This is a genomic window from Streptomyces sp. 351MFTsu5.1 (assembly GCF_000383655.1).
GTDB lineage: Bacteria > Actinomycetota > Actinomycetes > Streptomycetales > Streptomycetaceae > Streptomyces > Streptomyces griseorubiginosus.
On record NZ_KB911801.1, the window covers coordinates 50,701 to 65,098 of the forward strand.

Consider the following 14,398-nt stretch of genomic DNA (forward strand, 5'->3'; position numbering starts at 1 on the left):
TTGCTGGGCTGACGGGCTGACGGGCTGACGGGCTGACGGGCTGACGGTGTTCACGGATCGGGGGCGGGCGGGCCGGGGGCGGGAGTCGGGGTCGGTCAGCGCCTCCTGAAGCGCAACAGCGCTGCCTGCAGAGGGAGTTCGTGGCACGACGCGAAGTCGAAGCCCGCCTCGTCGAGCAGTCGGCGGTAGTGGTCCTCCGTGCGCTCGCGGCCTCCCACGTTGCACAGCATGTGCAGGTCCCAGGCGACGGCGAGGGAGAGCCGGGCGTCCGCCGGCAACAGGCGCTCGACCAGCAGGAGTTCGCTGCCCGGGGCCATGGCCCGCGCGCAGCGGCGCAGGATCGTCAGGCAGCGCTCGTCGTCCCAGTCGTGGAGGACCCGGGACAGCACGTACAGGTCGCCGCCGCCGGGGACCTCGGACGTGAAGTCCCCCGCCACGAACCGGCAGCGGTCGGCCAGGCCCGCCTCCGCGAAGGCCTTCTCCGCGGCCTCGACGGCGTGCGGCCGCTCCAGCAGGACGCCGCGGAGGTGGGGAGCCGCGCGCAGCAGCCGCCCGAGGAGCTCGCCGTTGCCGCCGGCGACGTCCACCACGACCCGGTGGGCGGAGAGGTCCACGAGGCCGGCCACGGGGGCGAACATGGGCGCGCTCGCCGCCATGGCCCGGTCGAACAGGTCGGCGAGTTCGGGGTGGCGCGCGAAGTGGGGGAAGTGGTGTTCGCCGAAGACCTTCGCGAACGCCTCCTCCCCGGTCCGCACCGAGTGCGCGAGCTCACCGAAGGAGCGGTAGAACGGGCCGCCGTAGAGCAGGGCGAGGGGCTGGAAGGAGTCGGCGGCGCCGGTGCGCAGCGGCTCGCCGAGCTCCGTGAGGTGGTGGGAACCGTCGGGGTCCGCCGCCACCAGGCCCAGACCGGCGAGGTGGCGCAGCAGCCGGCCGAGGCTGTCGGCGTGGCAGCCGGTCAGTTCGGCGAGGAGGGCCGGGCCGGCGCCGGGGTGGGCGTCCAGGTGGTCGGCGAGCCGGAGTTCGGCGGCCACGGCGATCGCCTGGGTGGTCCAGGCACCCGTCATCAGGTGCAGCAGCCGGTCCCGGGGGCGGTCCCCGGCAGCGGGCGCGTACCCGAGGGCGCCGGGTGACCGCCGGTCCGCCGAGCGGCGCAGGTGCGCGGCGAGGAGTTCCGGGTGCCGGCCGGGGACGTAGAGCTCGATGCGGTGCCCGCCCGCGCGGAAGTAGAGCACGGTGGCGTTCTCGTGCGGGTTGTGACCGCCGCTGTCGGCGTGGGCGCCGGCCCGGTCGAGCAGCAGGGCCGTCAGACCGTGCAGGACCACCGGCGTGGGCGCCACGACCTCGAACGCGATGTGGGCCTCGTCGCCGGTCGCGCGTTCGGCCGCCGCGAGGGGCACGAGGTCCGAGCCGTCCGGCACCTCCAGGGCGAAGACCTCGATCTCGCCGCGCCCGCCGGGGGTGTCGGGCACCGACGCCCTGAGGATGCCGACCGGCAGGGTGCCCGCGGGTCGGCCGTGACGCCGGGCGAGCCGGCCGCGGACGACCACGCTCGGGGTCATCTCTCCGGCGCGCAGGCCCCGTTCGGCGAGTTCCGCGCGCAGGCCGGCGAGGGTCCGGGGAAAGACGAGCAGGGCGGTGTGGGCCAGCCGCAGCGTCCCGCCGAGCGCCTGCCGCTCCTCGGCGGTCAGGTCCGGCAGCAGGACGTCGAGGGCGCTCGCCGTGTCGTTGCTGCGCACGAACGCGGCCGCCTGCTCGATGCGGTCGAGGTCCGCCGGGGGGAGCGAGCGCTCCGGTGCCGACACGAAGGGCATGGGTGTCCTCTGGGTGTGGGTGTCGATGACGGGGTGGGTGTGGGTGTGGGTGTGGGTGTCGATGAGGGTGAGGGGAGGTGCTGTTTCTGTTTCGGGCGGTGGGTGCCGGGGGCTCTGCGGGGACGAGGAGCCGGGTCGGTCGCGGAGTGCCTCACCCGCCCGCGAGCAAGTGCCTCACACGCCGACGTAGTTGTCGGCGAAGGAGTGCTGCTGGGCCCTGGACGTGCGCAGGTTCTCCAGGCGGGAGTCGCGCAGGGCGCGGAGGAAACGGGACTCCTCGTCGTCGCCGGCAGGGGCGTGCAGGAGGCCGATCATCCAGTGGGAGAACTCCTGGGCCCGCCAGATCCTGGGCAGGCAGGTGGCCGAGTAGCCGGCCAGCGGCTCCTCGTCGCCCGCGTGGACGGCGACGGCGAACGCCCGGGCCAGGGTCTCGGCCGCCATGACGGCGAGGTTGGCGCCCTTGGCCGCCGAGGGGCTGATGAGGCCCGCCGCGTCACCGGCGAGGAACAGCCGCCCGTACTGCATCGGGTCCAGCACGTCGGACTCCAGGTCGACCACGGCCCGCTCCAGGACGGGTCCCCGGCGCAGTGGGCCGAATCGTTCCGCCCGCATGCGCAGGTCGAGTTCCTCCCAGATGGCCGCCTCGCTCCAGGAGGCCGGGTCCGTGCCGGGCTCGCACTGGAGGTAGTACCGGGTGACGGAGGGGGTGCGGGCCATGTGACCGGCGAAACCGCGGTCGTGGACGGCGTAGGTGACCGCGGGCAGCGCGGGGGGTGTCCCGACGAGCAGGGCGAGCCAGGAGACGCCGTGCCGTCGCCGGTGCGGGCGGGCCGCGCCGGCCGGAACCCGGCGGCGGCAGACCCCGTGACGGCCGTCGCACCCCGCGACGTACCGGCCCGTCAGCCGGTACGGCGTTCCGTCCTCCCGGTGCGCGAGGAGCCAGGGCCGTTCGCCGTCCAGTCCGCCCACCTCGCTCACCGGGGTCCCGAACCGCAGGTCGCCGCCGCGGCGCAGGAACTCGGCGACCAGATCGGCCACGAGGTGCTGCTGGGGGTAGACGGTGTGGGCCTCTTCCCGGCCGAGAGCGCCGTAGCGGAGGGCGAACTCTCCCTGCTCGCTGCGGAAGACGCAGGTGTCGTGCCGGGTGCCGCGGGCCAGGAGGCCGGTGCCGAGGCCGTTGTCGACGAGGACACGGACCGTGGCCTCCGCCAGGAACCCCGCCCGGGCGCGCCGCTCGACGTGCACGCGGCTGCTCCGCTCCACGATCAGGCAGTCGACGCCGGCTGCCAGCAGGAGGTTTCCGAGCACGAGCCCGGCGGGCCCGGCGCCGACGATCAGTACTGTCGCCCCACCCATGGAGGACCGTTTTTCCACCGTGCTCCCCGCCTCTTTGAAGATCCAGGAGGATTCAAGCAAGTTGTGGAGAACGGGTGGATACGAGGCATTGGTCCAAATGAGCGGGCATGGCGCGGAGTTGACGTGGCCGACCGCTCATGACCTGGGACGGTTCCGATGCCGCCGTCGCGGCGCGGGGACGCCGTTTCACTCGTTCGAGGAATACGGGCGCGCGCGTACCGAAGATGTTCCGGCCGCTTGTTCCACCGGCGCACGACGGCTCACGACGGCTCATCGAGCGGTTCCGGTCCGCCGTGGGGGCGTCGGAGGCGACGGGCCGCGGGCCGTTGTCAGTGGCCGGCCCTATCGTCCCCGCATGGTCTTTCATCTGCCCGCCGGACTGACTTCGGGACGGTTCGAGCGGCGAGGATCCTCGGAGATCTGGATCTCCGACGAACTGCCCGACGGACTGGAGGAGTTGTGGGCCGAATTGCTCCGGCAGGCTCCGGTAACCGGCTTGCAACCGCACCTGTGCTGGCCGGGTGATCACGGCACGCCCGAGACCCCGGCCGCCGTCGACGCCGTACGCCTTGAAGAGGTCCTCGCGGCCGACTTCGCCGCGTACCGGGAGAAGCGCCTGCCGTTCTGGACCGCCCCGCCCTCCCTGGAGCTGCCGGAGGGCACTCCGGAGGGCATCGCTCCCTGGCCGCACGATCCGGGGCCGCCGTTCGACAGCTGGCCCGGGCTCGCGCCCGCGGGGCCGGAGAGCAGCACCGGTCCGGGCCCCGAGGAGGCCGCGGCTCGAGCCGCCGCCGACCTGTGCGCCGAGCCGTACGCCCCCGGCCTCGCCCTCGCGCTGGTCCCCGCCCGCCGCTCGGCCGACGTCCCGGCGCTGGTCGGCTGGGACCACGAGGCGGACGTTCCACTGCTGACCGCCCTGCTGCGGAGCTGGGAGGAGCGGTTCGGGGCTCGGGTCGTCGCCGCGTACGGCGGGGAGGTCCTGGTGTCCGTCGCCCGGCCGCCCCTCGACGCGGCCGATGCGGAGCGGCTGGCGCTGGAGCATGTGCTGTCCACCGCGGACAACATCGTGGACGACCCGCCGACACCTTTCCCGGAGTACGCGCGCGGGCTCGTGGGACGGGGGGAGTGGCGGTTCTGGTGGGACTGAGGCGGGGGCGGCATGGGGGTGCGAGCGGACTGGGGGGGCGCGGTACGGGGCGCGCCACCACGGGGCTCCGGCACGGGGCGCGCCCTGCCGCCCTAGGGGCGCCGGTATGGGCGCGCGGCACCTCAGGGGCCTGGCACGGGACGCGCCCTGCCTCAGGGGCCCAGCACGGGACGCGCCGCCGCTGGGGCCCGGCACGGGGCGCGCTCCGTCTTAGGGGCCCTGGCATGGAATGCGCCACTTCTCGGCCCCGGCACGGGGCACGCTGCCGCAGGAGCCCCGGCACAGGGCGCGCACCACCTCAGCCCTGGCACGGAACACGCCCTGCCTCAGGGGCCCTGGCACGGAACGCGCCACTTCTCGGCCCCGGCACAGGGCGCGCACCACCTCAGGGACCCGGCACGGGACGCGCCCTGCCTTAGAGGCCCCGGCACGAAACGCGCCACCTCTCGGCCCCGACACGGGGCACGCTGCCGCAGGAGCCCCGGCACAGGGCGCGCACCACCTCAGCCCTGGCACGGAACACGCCCTGCCTCAGGGGCCCTGGCACGCAACGCGCCACCTCTCAGCCCCGACACGGGGCACGCTGCCGCAGGGACCCCGGCACAGGGCGCTCGCCGCCTCAGGGACCCGGCACGGGACGCGCCCTGCCTTAGAGGCCCCGGCACGAAACGCGCCACCCCTGGCGCCCGGCCCGGGACGCGCCCTGTCTCAGGGGCCCGGCACCGGCCGACTCGGCTCGCCACGGCCCGCATCGGCTCGGCCGTGCCGATGACTTTTTCGTCCCGCCCCGGTCTGTACTGCCGTAGTCACCCGAGCGGGAAACAGCAAGGAACTGGAGTGAGTGGCATGCGTGTCGTCGTCAGTGAGTTCATCAGTCTGGACGGGGTCGTGCAGGCGCCCGGTGGCCCCCAGGAGGACACCGACGGCGGGTTCGCGCACGGGGGCTGGTCGCACCCCTACTTCGACGAGGAGGTGCTCGGTCCCGCGTTCGGCGAGGGGATGGAGCGCGCGGAGGCGCTGCTGTACGGGCGGCGGACGTATCTGACCATGGCGGGGGCCTGGCCCGAGCGGGCCGGGGACCCGTTCGCCGACCGGCTGAACTCCCTGAAGAAGTACGTCGTGACGGACACCCTCGGCGATGACGAGCTGACCTGGAACAACACCGAGCGCATCCCGGGTTCGGACGCCGTGGCGCGGATCCGCGCACTGCGGGAGACCGAGGGGGGCGAGCTGGCGATGATGGGCAGCCCCACGCTCGTGCGGACCCTCATCGGCGAGGGGCTCGTCGACGAGCTCCAGCTCATCGTGATGCCGGTGCTGCTCGGCGGCGGCAAGTCGATCTTCCCGGAGGACGGGGCGAAGCGGCCTTTCGAGCTGGTGTCCACGGTCACCGGGAAGACCGGCGTCCAGCTGTGCGTGTACCGGCCCGCCACCGAGGGCTAGCGGCGCGAGGCGCGGACGTCATACGCTCGGTCCGACACTATCTCTGACTGAGTCAAAGATCCGGGGGTCGACCGGCCATGACCGTCCAGGACGTCCGCGCCTTCAACCGCTTCTACACGAACGTCATCGGCGCCCTCGACTACAGCCGCCATCTGTACGCCCCGTACACACTCACCGAGTCCCGCGTCCTGTACGAGCTCGCGCACTCGCCGCGCACCGACGCGGCCGATCTGCGCGGGGAACTCTCGCTGGACGCGGGGTACTTGAGCCGGATCCTGAACAAGTTCGAGCAGGACGGGCTGATCGAGCGGACGCCCTCCCGCCAGGACCCGCGCCGGGTGCGGGTGACGCTCACCCCGCGCGGCCGGGAGACGGCGGCGCTGCTCGCCGAACGGGCCGACGAATCCGTGGGCGCGCTTCTCGCCACCGTGCCGGCCGCGGACCGGCCCCGGCTGTCCGAGGCGATGCGCACTGTCCGCACCCTGCTCTCCGACGGCCGCCCTCCCCGTCGCAGCGAGGACGTCCTGCTGCGTGAGCCCGGCCCGGGTGACCTCGGCTGGATCGTGGCGCGGAACGCGGCCGTGTACGCCGCCGAGTACGGCTTCGACGCCTCCTACGAGGGGCTGGTCGCCAGGATCGTCGCCGACTTCGCCGAGGACCACGATCCGCATCTTGAGCGGGTGTGGATCGCCGAGCTGGACGGGCGGCCGGTGGGGTGCGTGATGTGCGTGCGGGACGACACGCCCGCGACCGCGCGGCTGCGGCTGCTCCTTGTCGAGCCCGACGCGCGCGGACTGGGCATCGGGGACCGGCTGGTGTCGGCCGTCGTCGACTTCGCCCGCGGCGCCGGATACCGGGACCTCGTCCTGTGGACCAACGACGTCCTCACGTCCGCCCGCCGCCTCTACCAGCGCCACGGCTTCGTCCTGACCGCCGAGAAAACCCACCGCTCCTTCGGCCAGGACCTGAACGGCCAGGACTGGCGGCTGGGGTTGACGGGGGAGGGCGAGTGAGGGGTGGCGACGGCAGCAGGCGGGGTTGAGGGGACGAGTGTGGATGTCGGCGAGGACCAGCGCGGGGGCCTGCCGGCCGGGCTCGGTGGCGCCGTGGGCGGAGCCCGGCCGACATGGACGGGCGAGGCGAACGACACCGACCCGCGCCGCGGCACACGGCGACCTCGGGTCGGTCCTGACCGGCGTGGGGCACCGGTAGGTGCTGCCGCTCGGGTGGGCCGCCCGGCCGGGCTGGACCTCGGCCTCTTCAGGGGGTGAGAGTAGGAGGCATGAAACTGGCGTTCTCCACCCTCGGTGTCCCCGGCCTCCCCCTCGCCGACGTGCTGCGGCTCGCGACCACGTACGGCTATCACGGCGTAGAACTGCGCGCGCACCCGGAGGAGCCGGTGCACCCGGGTATCGGGCTCGCCGAACGGGCCGACGCGGTGGCCGAGTGCAAGGCGGCGGGGGTCGAGGTGCTGGGCCTCGCCGGGTACGCGCGCGTGGCCGCGCCCGGGGACGACGAGCCCGTGGTCGAGGAGATCCACCGCCTCCTCGACCTCGCCCGCGACCTCGGCGCCGGCTTCGTGCGGGTCTTCCCCGGCGCCGCCTCCGACCAGTCCGCCGAGGAGGCCGACGCCACGGCCGCCCGGCGCCTCGGTACGGCCGCGGAGTACGCCGGCGACCTCGACGTACGGATCCTCCTCGAGACCCATGACTCGCACCGCACGGCCGCCGACGCGATTCGGATCCTCGGCCCGGTCGGCCACCGTCAGGTCGGCGCGCTCTGGGACGTCATGCACACCTGGCTCGGCGGCGAGCAGCCCTCCGAGACCTACGCGGCCCTCGCCCCGCACCTCGGATACGTCCAGGTCAAGGACATCGCCTCGGCCGAGGACACCACCCCGGTCGGGCTCGGCGCCGGTGTCCTGCCCCTCGCGGAGTGCGTGGAGGTCCTCTCCCGGCACGGCTGGGACGGCTGGCTGTGCTGGGAGTACGAGAAGCGCTGGTACGAGCAGGCGGCCCCGCTGGAGGACCTGCTCGGCGCGGGCCGCGAGCACCTGGCGCGGCTCCTCAACGACGCGGCGTAACCGGCCCGAGGCGGGCCGGTGATGCGGGCGGGCCGGAAATTCAGTGGGATGCGGGCGGGCCGGTAATTCGGTGGCCGGATCGCGGCCCTCCCGATACCGTCCCCGGGTGCATCAGCCCGCCTCTCCCCCGCTCCCCGTGTCATGAGCCTCAGCCGTACGTTCCTCGATGTACGGCCCCTGCGCACCTCACCGGTCTTCCGGCGGCTGCTGTTCGGGCGCACGGTGTCCACGCTCGGGTCCTTCATGACCATGGTCACCGTGATGTACCAGGTCTGGGACATGACCCACAGCGCGGTCTGGAGCGGCGCGGTCGGTGTCGCGCAGGCCGTGCCGATGGTCGCGGTGAGCCTGTTCGCGGGGGCCTGGGTCGACCGTGCCGACCGGCGCCGGGTGTACCTCACGGGCACCGTGGGCTCGGCGGTGTGCTCGCTGCTGCTGGCCGTGCAGGGCTTCGCCGGGCATGCGCCGGTGGCCGTCGTCCTGCTGCTGGTGGCCGTGCAGACGTCGTTCGCCGCGCTCGGCGCACCCGCGGCGGGGGTGTTCGTGCCGCGGCTGCTGCCGAAGGAACAGGTGGCCGCCGGTCTCGCCCTCCAGCAGGTGACCGGTCAGGCGATGATGCTGGTCGGTCCGGCCGTCGCCGGGGTCGTGCTCGGCTGGTGGGGCATCGGCGTCTGCTACCTCCTGGACACCCTGAGCTTCACGATGTCCTTCTACGGCGCCTACGGGCTGCCCGCTCTGCCGCCGGAGGGCGAGAAGTCCCGGCCTGGGGTGCACGGCGTCCTGGACGGGCTGCGCTTCCTGACCGGCCACCGGGTGGTGCGGGGCGCGCTGCTGACCGATCTGGCGGCCACCGTTCTGTCCATGCCGGTGAGCATGTTCCCGCTGGTCAACGACGAGCGGTTCGGCGGTGACCCGCGCACGCTGGGCCTGTTCCTGTCCGCGCTCGCGGTGGGCGGGGTGGCCGCGACGGTCCTCTCCGGCCCGGTCACCCGGCTTGCCCGCCCCGGCCCGGTGATGCTGTGCGCGTCGGCGACCTGGGGGGCGAGCCTGGCCGTGTTCGGGCTGACGACCAGTGCCTGGGCGGGCCTCGCCCTGCTGGCCCTGGCGGGCGCGGCGGACGCCCTCGCCGTCCTGTCCCGCACGACCATCGTCCAGACCCGTACCCCCGACGCCCTGCTGGGCCGGGTCACGGCCGCCGAGATGATCGTCGGCCAGGCGGGCCCGCACCTCGGCAATCTCCGCGGCGGCCTGGTCGCGGGCTGGAGTTCGGGGGCGACAGCACTGATCACGGGCGGCCTGCTGTGCGTGGCGGCGGTGGGATACGTCGGAGCGAGCACACCGGAGCTACGAGCCCTCCCACCCACAACCGACCCGATCGACGAGGGTTCCCTGGAGGGGAGTTGACCCTCCTCAGCGGGTGGGTGGTGTGATCGTCCAGTGGTTGCTGCGCAGGACGCGGTCCGCGAACGGCATGTCGAGTTCACCGACGTGACGGAAGCCCAGGGAACGGCAGATGCCGTTGGAGGGCCCGTTGCCGACCGCCGGGAAGGCGTGGATGTCGCCCCAACGTCCCTCGTCCCAGGCCCTGTCGAGCAGCGCCCGGACGGCACGCTTGCCGAGACCGCGTCCCTGGAACTCGGGCAGCACCATCCAGCCGATCTCGGAGATCGGTCCGTCGCCGGAGTCGTGCGACCAGACGGTCACGGACCCGGCTACCGCCTCGGGCCGTCCGGGGTCGGGCACGATCATCTTGATCCACGCCTGACCGGCCGCCGCCTCCTCGGCGTCCCGCCTCACCTTGTCCACCATCCCCTCCCGCGGCAACGGCCCGCCCAGACCGGCCATCATCACGGGATCACAGCGCATCCGCACATAGGCGTCCACGTCGTCCACGGTGACATCACGCAGGCGCATTACGTCCATCCGTCACGTCCGGTTCACTGCGCTCAACTCCGCGAACGCCTCGTGGAAACCGGGGAAAGTCTTCCGTACGCATCCCGGGTCGTCGAACGAGATACCCGGCACTCGCAGCCCGGTGACCGCGAAGGACATGACGATGCGGTGGTCGCCGTACGTCGTGATCTCCGTCGTGGGCGAGGGGGCCGCGCCCGGGTGGATCTCGATCCGGTCCGGGCCCGTGGAGACCCGTACGCCGAGCCGCCGCAGGTTCTCCGCGCAGGCCTCCAGACGGTCGCACTCCTTGACCCGGGTGTTCGCCACGTCCTCGATGCGGACGGGCCCGGAGGCGAAGGGGGCGATCGCCGCAAGAGTCGGCATGGTGTCCGAGATGTCCCGCATGTTGACGGTCAGGCCGCGCAGTTCGCCGGTCCCCCGGACCGTGGTGGCGTCGGCGCCGACGGTCACCTCCGCGCCCATCCGCCGCAGCACGTCCACGAAGGCGAGGTCGCCCTGGAGGGCTCCGGTGCCGAGGCCCGGCACGGTCACCGCGGCGCCCGGGGTGATCGCCGCCGCCGCGAAGAAGTAGCTCGCCGTGGACGCGTCCGGTTCGACGGCGTAGGTGGTGGCGCGGTAGCCGCCCGGCGGGACCACGTAGGTGTCGCCCTCCCGGGCCACCTCCACCCCGAACGCCCGCATCATCGCGATCGTGATCTCGACGTACGGCACCGACACCAGGTCCGTGACGCGGATCTGCAGACCGCGGCGGGTGAGGGGGCCCAGCAGCAGGAGCGCGGTGAGGTACTGGGAGGACTGCCCGGCGTCCAGTGTCACCTCGCCGCCCTCGACCCCGGCCGCCCGCACGGTCAGCGGGTGGTGGCCCTCCGCCTCCTCGTGCCGCAGGTCCACGCCGAGGTCACGCAGGGCCCGGCTCAGCGGGGCGAGCGGGCGCCTGCGCATCTGCTCGGACGCGTCGAAGCGGTACGTGCCGTGGCCGGCCGCGGCGAGGGTGGGCAGGAAGCGGGCCGTCGTCGCACCGTCCCGGCAGTAGACGTCCGCCGCGGTGACCGCGGGTCCCTGCGGGCGGCCGTCCACCTGCCAGGTCTCGGGGGTACGGCCGACGCGGTAGCCGAGCCGCGTCAGGCCCTCGGCGAAGCCTTCCGTGTCGTCGGAGCGGAGCGGGCGGACCAGGGTGGTCACGCCGTCGGCCGCGGCGGCCAGGAAGAGGGCGCGGGCGGTGATGGACTTCGAGCCGGGAAGAGCGAGGGACCGCGGGGCGGACGTGTCGACGGGCATACCCCTCATGATCGCCCCGCACCGGACTCCGACGCCGGAACGTCCACGAACTGGACCCCGGCCGGCCCCTCCCCCGGCCCCCCGGCCTCACCGCCCCGCCCGTCGCCTCCACCGGTCGTCCGGCAGTGGGTCCTTGCGGTGCGCCTGCACCTGGAGTTCGTGGTAGGAGTCCGCCGCCGTGCCGTGCCACATCTCGTCGTGGGCCGCCAGGGCCCCGCGCAGGCCCGCACCCGCCGTGCCGCGGCGCCGGACGTGCCGGGCCAGCAGGGTGAGCAGGGCCAGGGTCGCGGCGAGCCCGGCAAGGACCGCCAGAAGCGGGAGGAGCGGAAGGAGCCGACTCATGCGCCGACCCTACGCCGGGAGCCCGGCCGCCGACACGGGAGCGGATCCACGAGGGGCGGATCCGCGAGGTCGTATCCACGAGGTCGGCGCCGCCGGATCGGCTCAACCGTCCCACGCGCCCCGGCCCCACCAACTTCCGTAAATCGGGGGGCTGCCGGGAACCCGTCCCCGCCCCGGCTCGTCCAACCCGCAAGCTGCCGGAGAGTCACCGCGGTACGGCGTCGGCCTCGCTGCTGGCTGCGAACGCTGACCAACCCTCTCCTCCGTACCGCGGCCGGCAGCACACGCCGCCATCGGCGCGCCCCCCTCCACAGCGCCGATGGCGGCGCCCTCACCCCCGGGCCGGGTTACTGTGCACTCCCTTGACTGGCAGAAACTTCCCGGTTATTGCTGGCTTCTCGGAAGTTTCCTTCAGCGGATCACCTCCGGAAGGAGCGCACGTGCCCTCCAGACGTACCGTCCTCGCCGCCACGGCGGGGGTCACCTCGGCCCTCGCCGTCGGCGGGACCGCCCACGCGGACACCGAAAAGGACGACCGCAAGCTCCGCTCCCTCATCTCCCGCATGACCCCGGAGGAGAAGGTCGGTCAGCTCTTCGTGATGCGGGTCTACGGCCACTCCGCCACCGCCCCCGACCAGGCGGACGTCGACGCCAACCTCCAGGAGATCGGCGTCCGTTCGGCCGCCGAGATGATCGCGAAGTACCGGGTGGGCGGGATCATCTACTTCACCTGGGCGCACAACACCCGTGATCCGCACCAGATCGCCGACCTCTCCAACGGCATCCAGCGGGCCTCGCTGGAGCAGCCGCGCGGACTGCCCGTCCTCGTCTCCACCGACCAGGAGCACGGGATCGTCTGCCGGGTCGGTGCGCCCGCCACCCTCTTCCCCGGCGCGATGGCGATGGGCGCGGGCGGTTCCCGGGGGGACGCCCGCACCCTCGGCCGGATCGCCGGACAGGAGCTCAGGGCGATCGGCATCCGGCAGAACTACTCCCCCGTCGCCGACGTCAACGTCAACCCGGCCAACCCCGTCATCGGCGTCCGCTCCTTCGGCTCCGACCCCCGGCAGGTCGCCGCTCTCGTCGCCGCCGAGGTCGCCGGGTACCAGGGCGCCCGGGTCGCCGCCACCGCCAAGCACTTCCCGGGGCACGGCGACACCGCCGTCGACAGCCACTACGGCTTCCCGGTCATCACCCACAGCCGCGAACTGTGGGAGGACCTGGACGCCGTGCCCTTCCGGGCCGCGATCCGCGCCGGCATCGACTCGATCATGACCGCGCACATCCAGTTCCCGGCCCTCGACGCCTCCGGCGACCCGGCCACCCTCTCCCACCCGATCCTCACCGGCATCCTGCGCGGCGAACTCGGCTACGACGGCGTGGTCGTCACCGACTCCCTCGGCATGGAGGGCGTCCGCACCAAGTACGGCGACGAGCGCGTCCCCGTACTCGCCCTCAAGGCCGGTGTCGACCAGCTCCTCAACCCGCCCTCCCTGGACGTGGCGTGGAACGCGGTCCTGAACGCCGTACGGGACGGAGAGCTCACCGAGGCGCGGCTCGACGAGTCGCTCCTCAGGATCCTGCGGCTCAAGGCCCGGCTGCGGCTCTTCGAGGAGCCGTACGTCAGCCAGGCCGGTGTCACCCGGACCGTCGGCACCCGGGCCCATCTCTCCGCGGCCGACCGGATCGCCGAGCGCACCACGACCCTGCTGGTCAACGAGAAGCGGCTGCTGCCGCTGTCCCGGCGCACCCACCGCAAGCTGCTGGTGCTGGGCGCCGACCCGGCCTCCCCCTCCGGCACGACCGGCCCGCCCACCGGCGTCCTCGCCACGGCCCTGACCGAACTGGGGTTCACAGCGACCGCCCTGTCGACCGGTACGGCCCCCTCGGCGGCCGTCGTCGCCCAGGCGCTGGCGGCGGCACGGGACGCGGACGCGGTGATCGTCGGGACGTACAACATCACCGCCGCCCAGAAGTCGCTCGTCGAGCAGCTCGTGGCGTCGGGGAAGCCGGTGGTGGCGCTCGCGATCCGCAACCCCTACGACGTGGCCCAACTGCCCACCGTCCCGGCATACCTGGCGACCTACTCCTGGACCGACGTCGAACTGCGGGCGGCCGCACGGGTGATCGCCGGGAAGGCGGTACCGCGCGGGAGGCTGCCGGTGCCGGTGCAGCGGGCCGACGATCCGGCGAAGGTGCTGTACCCGGTCGGGTACGGGCTGTCGTACGGCCGATAGCCCGCGGGACGTAGATCCCGTACGCCTCGCAACTCGTACATCACCCCCGAAAGGCGCAAAGGACCCCAGATGTCTGGCGTGGCCCCGTCGCGGCGGTCACGCTGGACGGCGGGGGCAGCACGGGGGGATTGCGATGCGTGAGAAGTGTTCCGCGGGGGTGGTGTGCGTACTGACCGCACTGCTCGCCGCCCTGCTGACGGGGTGTACACAGCCGGCGGCCGGCGGGGAGAGCGGCGACGGGCCCCGGGCCACGGGCCCGGCCACGCCGTCCGCCGTCCGGACCTCCGGGTTCGGCGCGGTGTTCCTCGCGGTCGACGAGTGCAGTTCCTTCGGCAAGGCCAGCTTCACCGAGGTGCCCTGCACCGGCGAGCGGGCGGCGGCCCGGGTCGTGGCCCGGCACGACGGCACCACGGCCGACGGGCCGCCGTGTCCCGCGACCACCGACTTCGTGCTGCACATCAGCGAGCAGAGCCGGATCTCCGACGAGGACGGCGACGGGGCGGTGCACCAGGGGTACGCCTGCATGCGCAACCTGGAGCCGCCGCACCCGGGCGACCCCGGAGGCGGGGGCGGGCCCCGGACCATCGTCGGGGACTGTGTGTACGGCTCGGGCGACGGGCAGGTCCGCGAGACGACGTGCGACGGCGCGGGCGCGCGGAAACCGCAGTACCGGGTGGTGAAGGCGGTCGCCGAGCGCACGCAGTGCCCGCTGTCGACGGCCCTGTACGTGCAGCTCGGCGGCGCCCGTCCGGTGGGCTGCGCCCGGCCGGTGTGAACCCGGCCGGGC

Annotated in this window: 12 protein-coding genes; 7 read left to right on the plus strand and 5 right to left on the minus strand. The window is 73.6% G+C overall.

What is annotated here, in order from left to right; genetic code table 11:
• Positions 1 to 95 precede the first annotated feature (95 nt).
• Both H295_RS0139360 and H295_RS0139365 read right to left on the minus strand, forming a co-directional pair.
• Positions 96 to 1,811 (minus strand): methyltransferase, encoded by a 1,716-nt coding sequence (locus H295_RS0139360; RefSeq protein ID WP_020140858.1) that lies wholly within the window; start codon positions 1,809 to 1,811, stop codon positions 96 to 98.
• Positions 1,812 to 1,985: 174 nt separating this feature from the next.
• Positions 1,986 to 3,167: a 4-hydroxybenzoate 3-monooxygenase gene (locus H295_RS0139365; protein WP_020140859.1), complete on the minus strand. Its 1,182-nt coding sequence runs from the start codon at positions 3,165 to 3,167 to the stop codon at positions 1,986 to 1,988.
• Positions 3,168 to 3,522: 355 nt separating this feature from the next.
• Here H295_RS0139365 and H295_RS46260 point away from each other — a divergent pair, with 355 nt between their 5' ends.
• The 5 genes from H295_RS46260 (at position 3,523) to H295_RS0139390 (ending at position 9,244) form a co-directional block, all read left to right on the plus strand.
• Entirely contained in the window at positions 3,523 to 4,314 is a 792-nt protein-coding gene (locus H295_RS46260) for a DUF4253 domain-containing protein (protein ID WP_020140860.1), read from the plus strand.
• 846 nt (positions 4,315 to 5,160) lie between these two features.
• The gene (locus tag H295_RS0139375) at positions 5,161 to 5,757 is read left to right on the plus strand and encodes a dihydrofolate reductase family protein (RefSeq protein WP_020140861.1); all 597 of its coding nucleotides are present in this window, start codon (positions 5,161 to 5,163) and stop codon (positions 5,755 to 5,757) included.
• 77 nt (positions 5,758 to 5,834) lie between these two features.
• The gene (locus tag H295_RS0139380; RefSeq protein ID WP_020140862.1) at positions 5,835 to 6,770 is read left to right on the plus strand and encodes a bifunctional helix-turn-helix transcriptional regulator/GNAT family N-acetyltransferase; all 936 of its coding nucleotides are present in this window, start codon (positions 5,835 to 5,837) and stop codon (positions 6,768 to 6,770) included.
• 269 nt (positions 6,771 to 7,039) lie between these two features.
• Positions 7,040 to 7,840, plus strand: coding sequence for a sugar phosphate isomerase/epimerase family protein (locus H295_RS0139385; protein ID WP_020140863.1), 801 nt, complete (start codon positions 7,040 to 7,042; stop codon positions 7,838 to 7,840).
• Between the two features lie 141 nt (positions 7,841 to 7,981).
• Positions 7,982 to 9,244, plus strand: coding sequence for an MFS transporter (locus H295_RS0139390; RefSeq protein WP_020140864.1), 1,263 nt, complete (start codon positions 7,982 to 7,984; stop codon positions 9,242 to 9,244).
• Between the two features lie 6 nt (positions 9,245 to 9,250).
• On the opposite strand, the gene H295_RS0139395 is transcribed toward H295_RS0139390, so the two are convergent.
• From H295_RS0139395 to H295_RS47370, 3 genes are all read right to left on the minus strand, one after another.
• On the minus strand, positions 9,251 to 9,754 hold the full coding sequence (locus H295_RS0139395) for a GNAT family N-acetyltransferase (protein WP_020140865.1): 504 nt from the start codon (positions 9,752 to 9,754) through the stop codon (positions 9,251 to 9,253).
• A gap of 12 nt (positions 9,755 to 9,766) precedes the next feature.
• Entirely contained in the window at positions 9,767 to 11,032 is a 1,266-nt protein-coding gene (gene aroA / locus H295_RS0139400; protein ID WP_020140866.1) for a 3-phosphoshikimate 1-carboxyvinyltransferase, read from the minus strand.
• Positions 11,033 to 11,119: 87 nt separating this feature from the next.
• Positions 11,120 to 11,374, minus strand: coding sequence for a hypothetical protein (locus H295_RS47370; RefSeq protein ID WP_020140867.1), 255 nt, complete (start codon positions 11,372 to 11,374; stop codon positions 11,120 to 11,122).
• 440 nt (positions 11,375 to 11,814) lie between these two features.
• Between H295_RS47370 and H295_RS0139410 the strand changes: the two genes are divergently transcribed.
• Together H295_RS0139410 and H295_RS0139415 are read left to right on the plus strand one after the other, a co-directional pair.
• Positions 11,815 to 13,611, plus strand: coding sequence for a glycoside hydrolase family 3 protein (locus H295_RS0139410; protein ID WP_020140868.1), 1,797 nt, complete (start codon positions 11,815 to 11,817; stop codon positions 13,609 to 13,611).
• A 133-nt stretch (positions 13,612 to 13,744) separates the two neighbouring features.
• Positions 13,745 to 14,386 carry a hypothetical protein gene (locus H295_RS0139415; RefSeq protein ID WP_020140869.1) on the plus strand — a complete coding sequence of 214 codons (642 nt, stop codon included), beginning with the start codon at positions 13,745 to 13,747 and terminating at the stop codon, positions 14,384 to 14,386.
• The last annotated feature ends 12 nt before the right edge of the window (positions 14,387 to 14,398 follow it).

Coding starts and splice junctions, on each gene's coding strand:
- H295_RS0139360 (WP_020140858.1), bottom strand. CDS start 1,811: ATGCCCTTCGTGTCGGCACCGGAGCGCTCGCTCCCCCCGGCGGACCTC.
- H295_RS0139365 (WP_020140859.1), bottom strand. CDS start 3,167: ATGGGTGGGGCGACAGTACTGATCGTCGGCGCCGGGCCCGCCGGGCTC.
- H295_RS46260 (WP_020140860.1), top strand. CDS start 3,523: ATGGTCTTTCATCTGCCCGCCGGACTGACTTCGGGACGGTTCGAGCGG.
- H295_RS0139375 (WP_020140861.1), top strand. CDS start 5,161: ATGCGTGTCGTCGTCAGTGAGTTCATCAGTCTGGACGGGGTCGTGCAG.
- H295_RS0139380 (WP_020140862.1), top strand. CDS start 5,835: ATGACCGTCCAGGACGTCCGCGCCTTCAACCGCTTCTACACGAACGTC.
- H295_RS0139385 (WP_020140863.1), top strand. CDS start 7,040: ATGAAACTGGCGTTCTCCACCCTCGGTGTCCCCGGCCTCCCCCTCGCC.
- H295_RS0139390 (WP_020140864.1), top strand. CDS start 7,982: ATGAGCCTCAGCCGTACGTTCCTCGATGTACGGCCCCTGCGCACCTCA.
- H295_RS0139395 (WP_020140865.1), bottom strand. CDS start 9,754: ATGCGCCTGCGTGATGTCACCGTGGACGACGTGGACGCCTATGTGCGG.
- aroA (WP_020140866.1), bottom strand. CDS start 11,032: ATGCCCGTCGACACGTCCGCCCCGCGGTCCCTCGCTCTTCCCGGCTCG.
- H295_RS47370 (WP_020140867.1), bottom strand. CDS start 11,374: ATGAGTCGGCTCCTTCCGCTCCTCCCGCTTCTGGCGGTCCTTGCCGGG.
- H295_RS0139415 (WP_020140869.1), top strand. CDS start 13,745: ATGCGTGAGAAGTGTTCCGCGGGGGTGGTGTGCGTACTGACCGCACTG.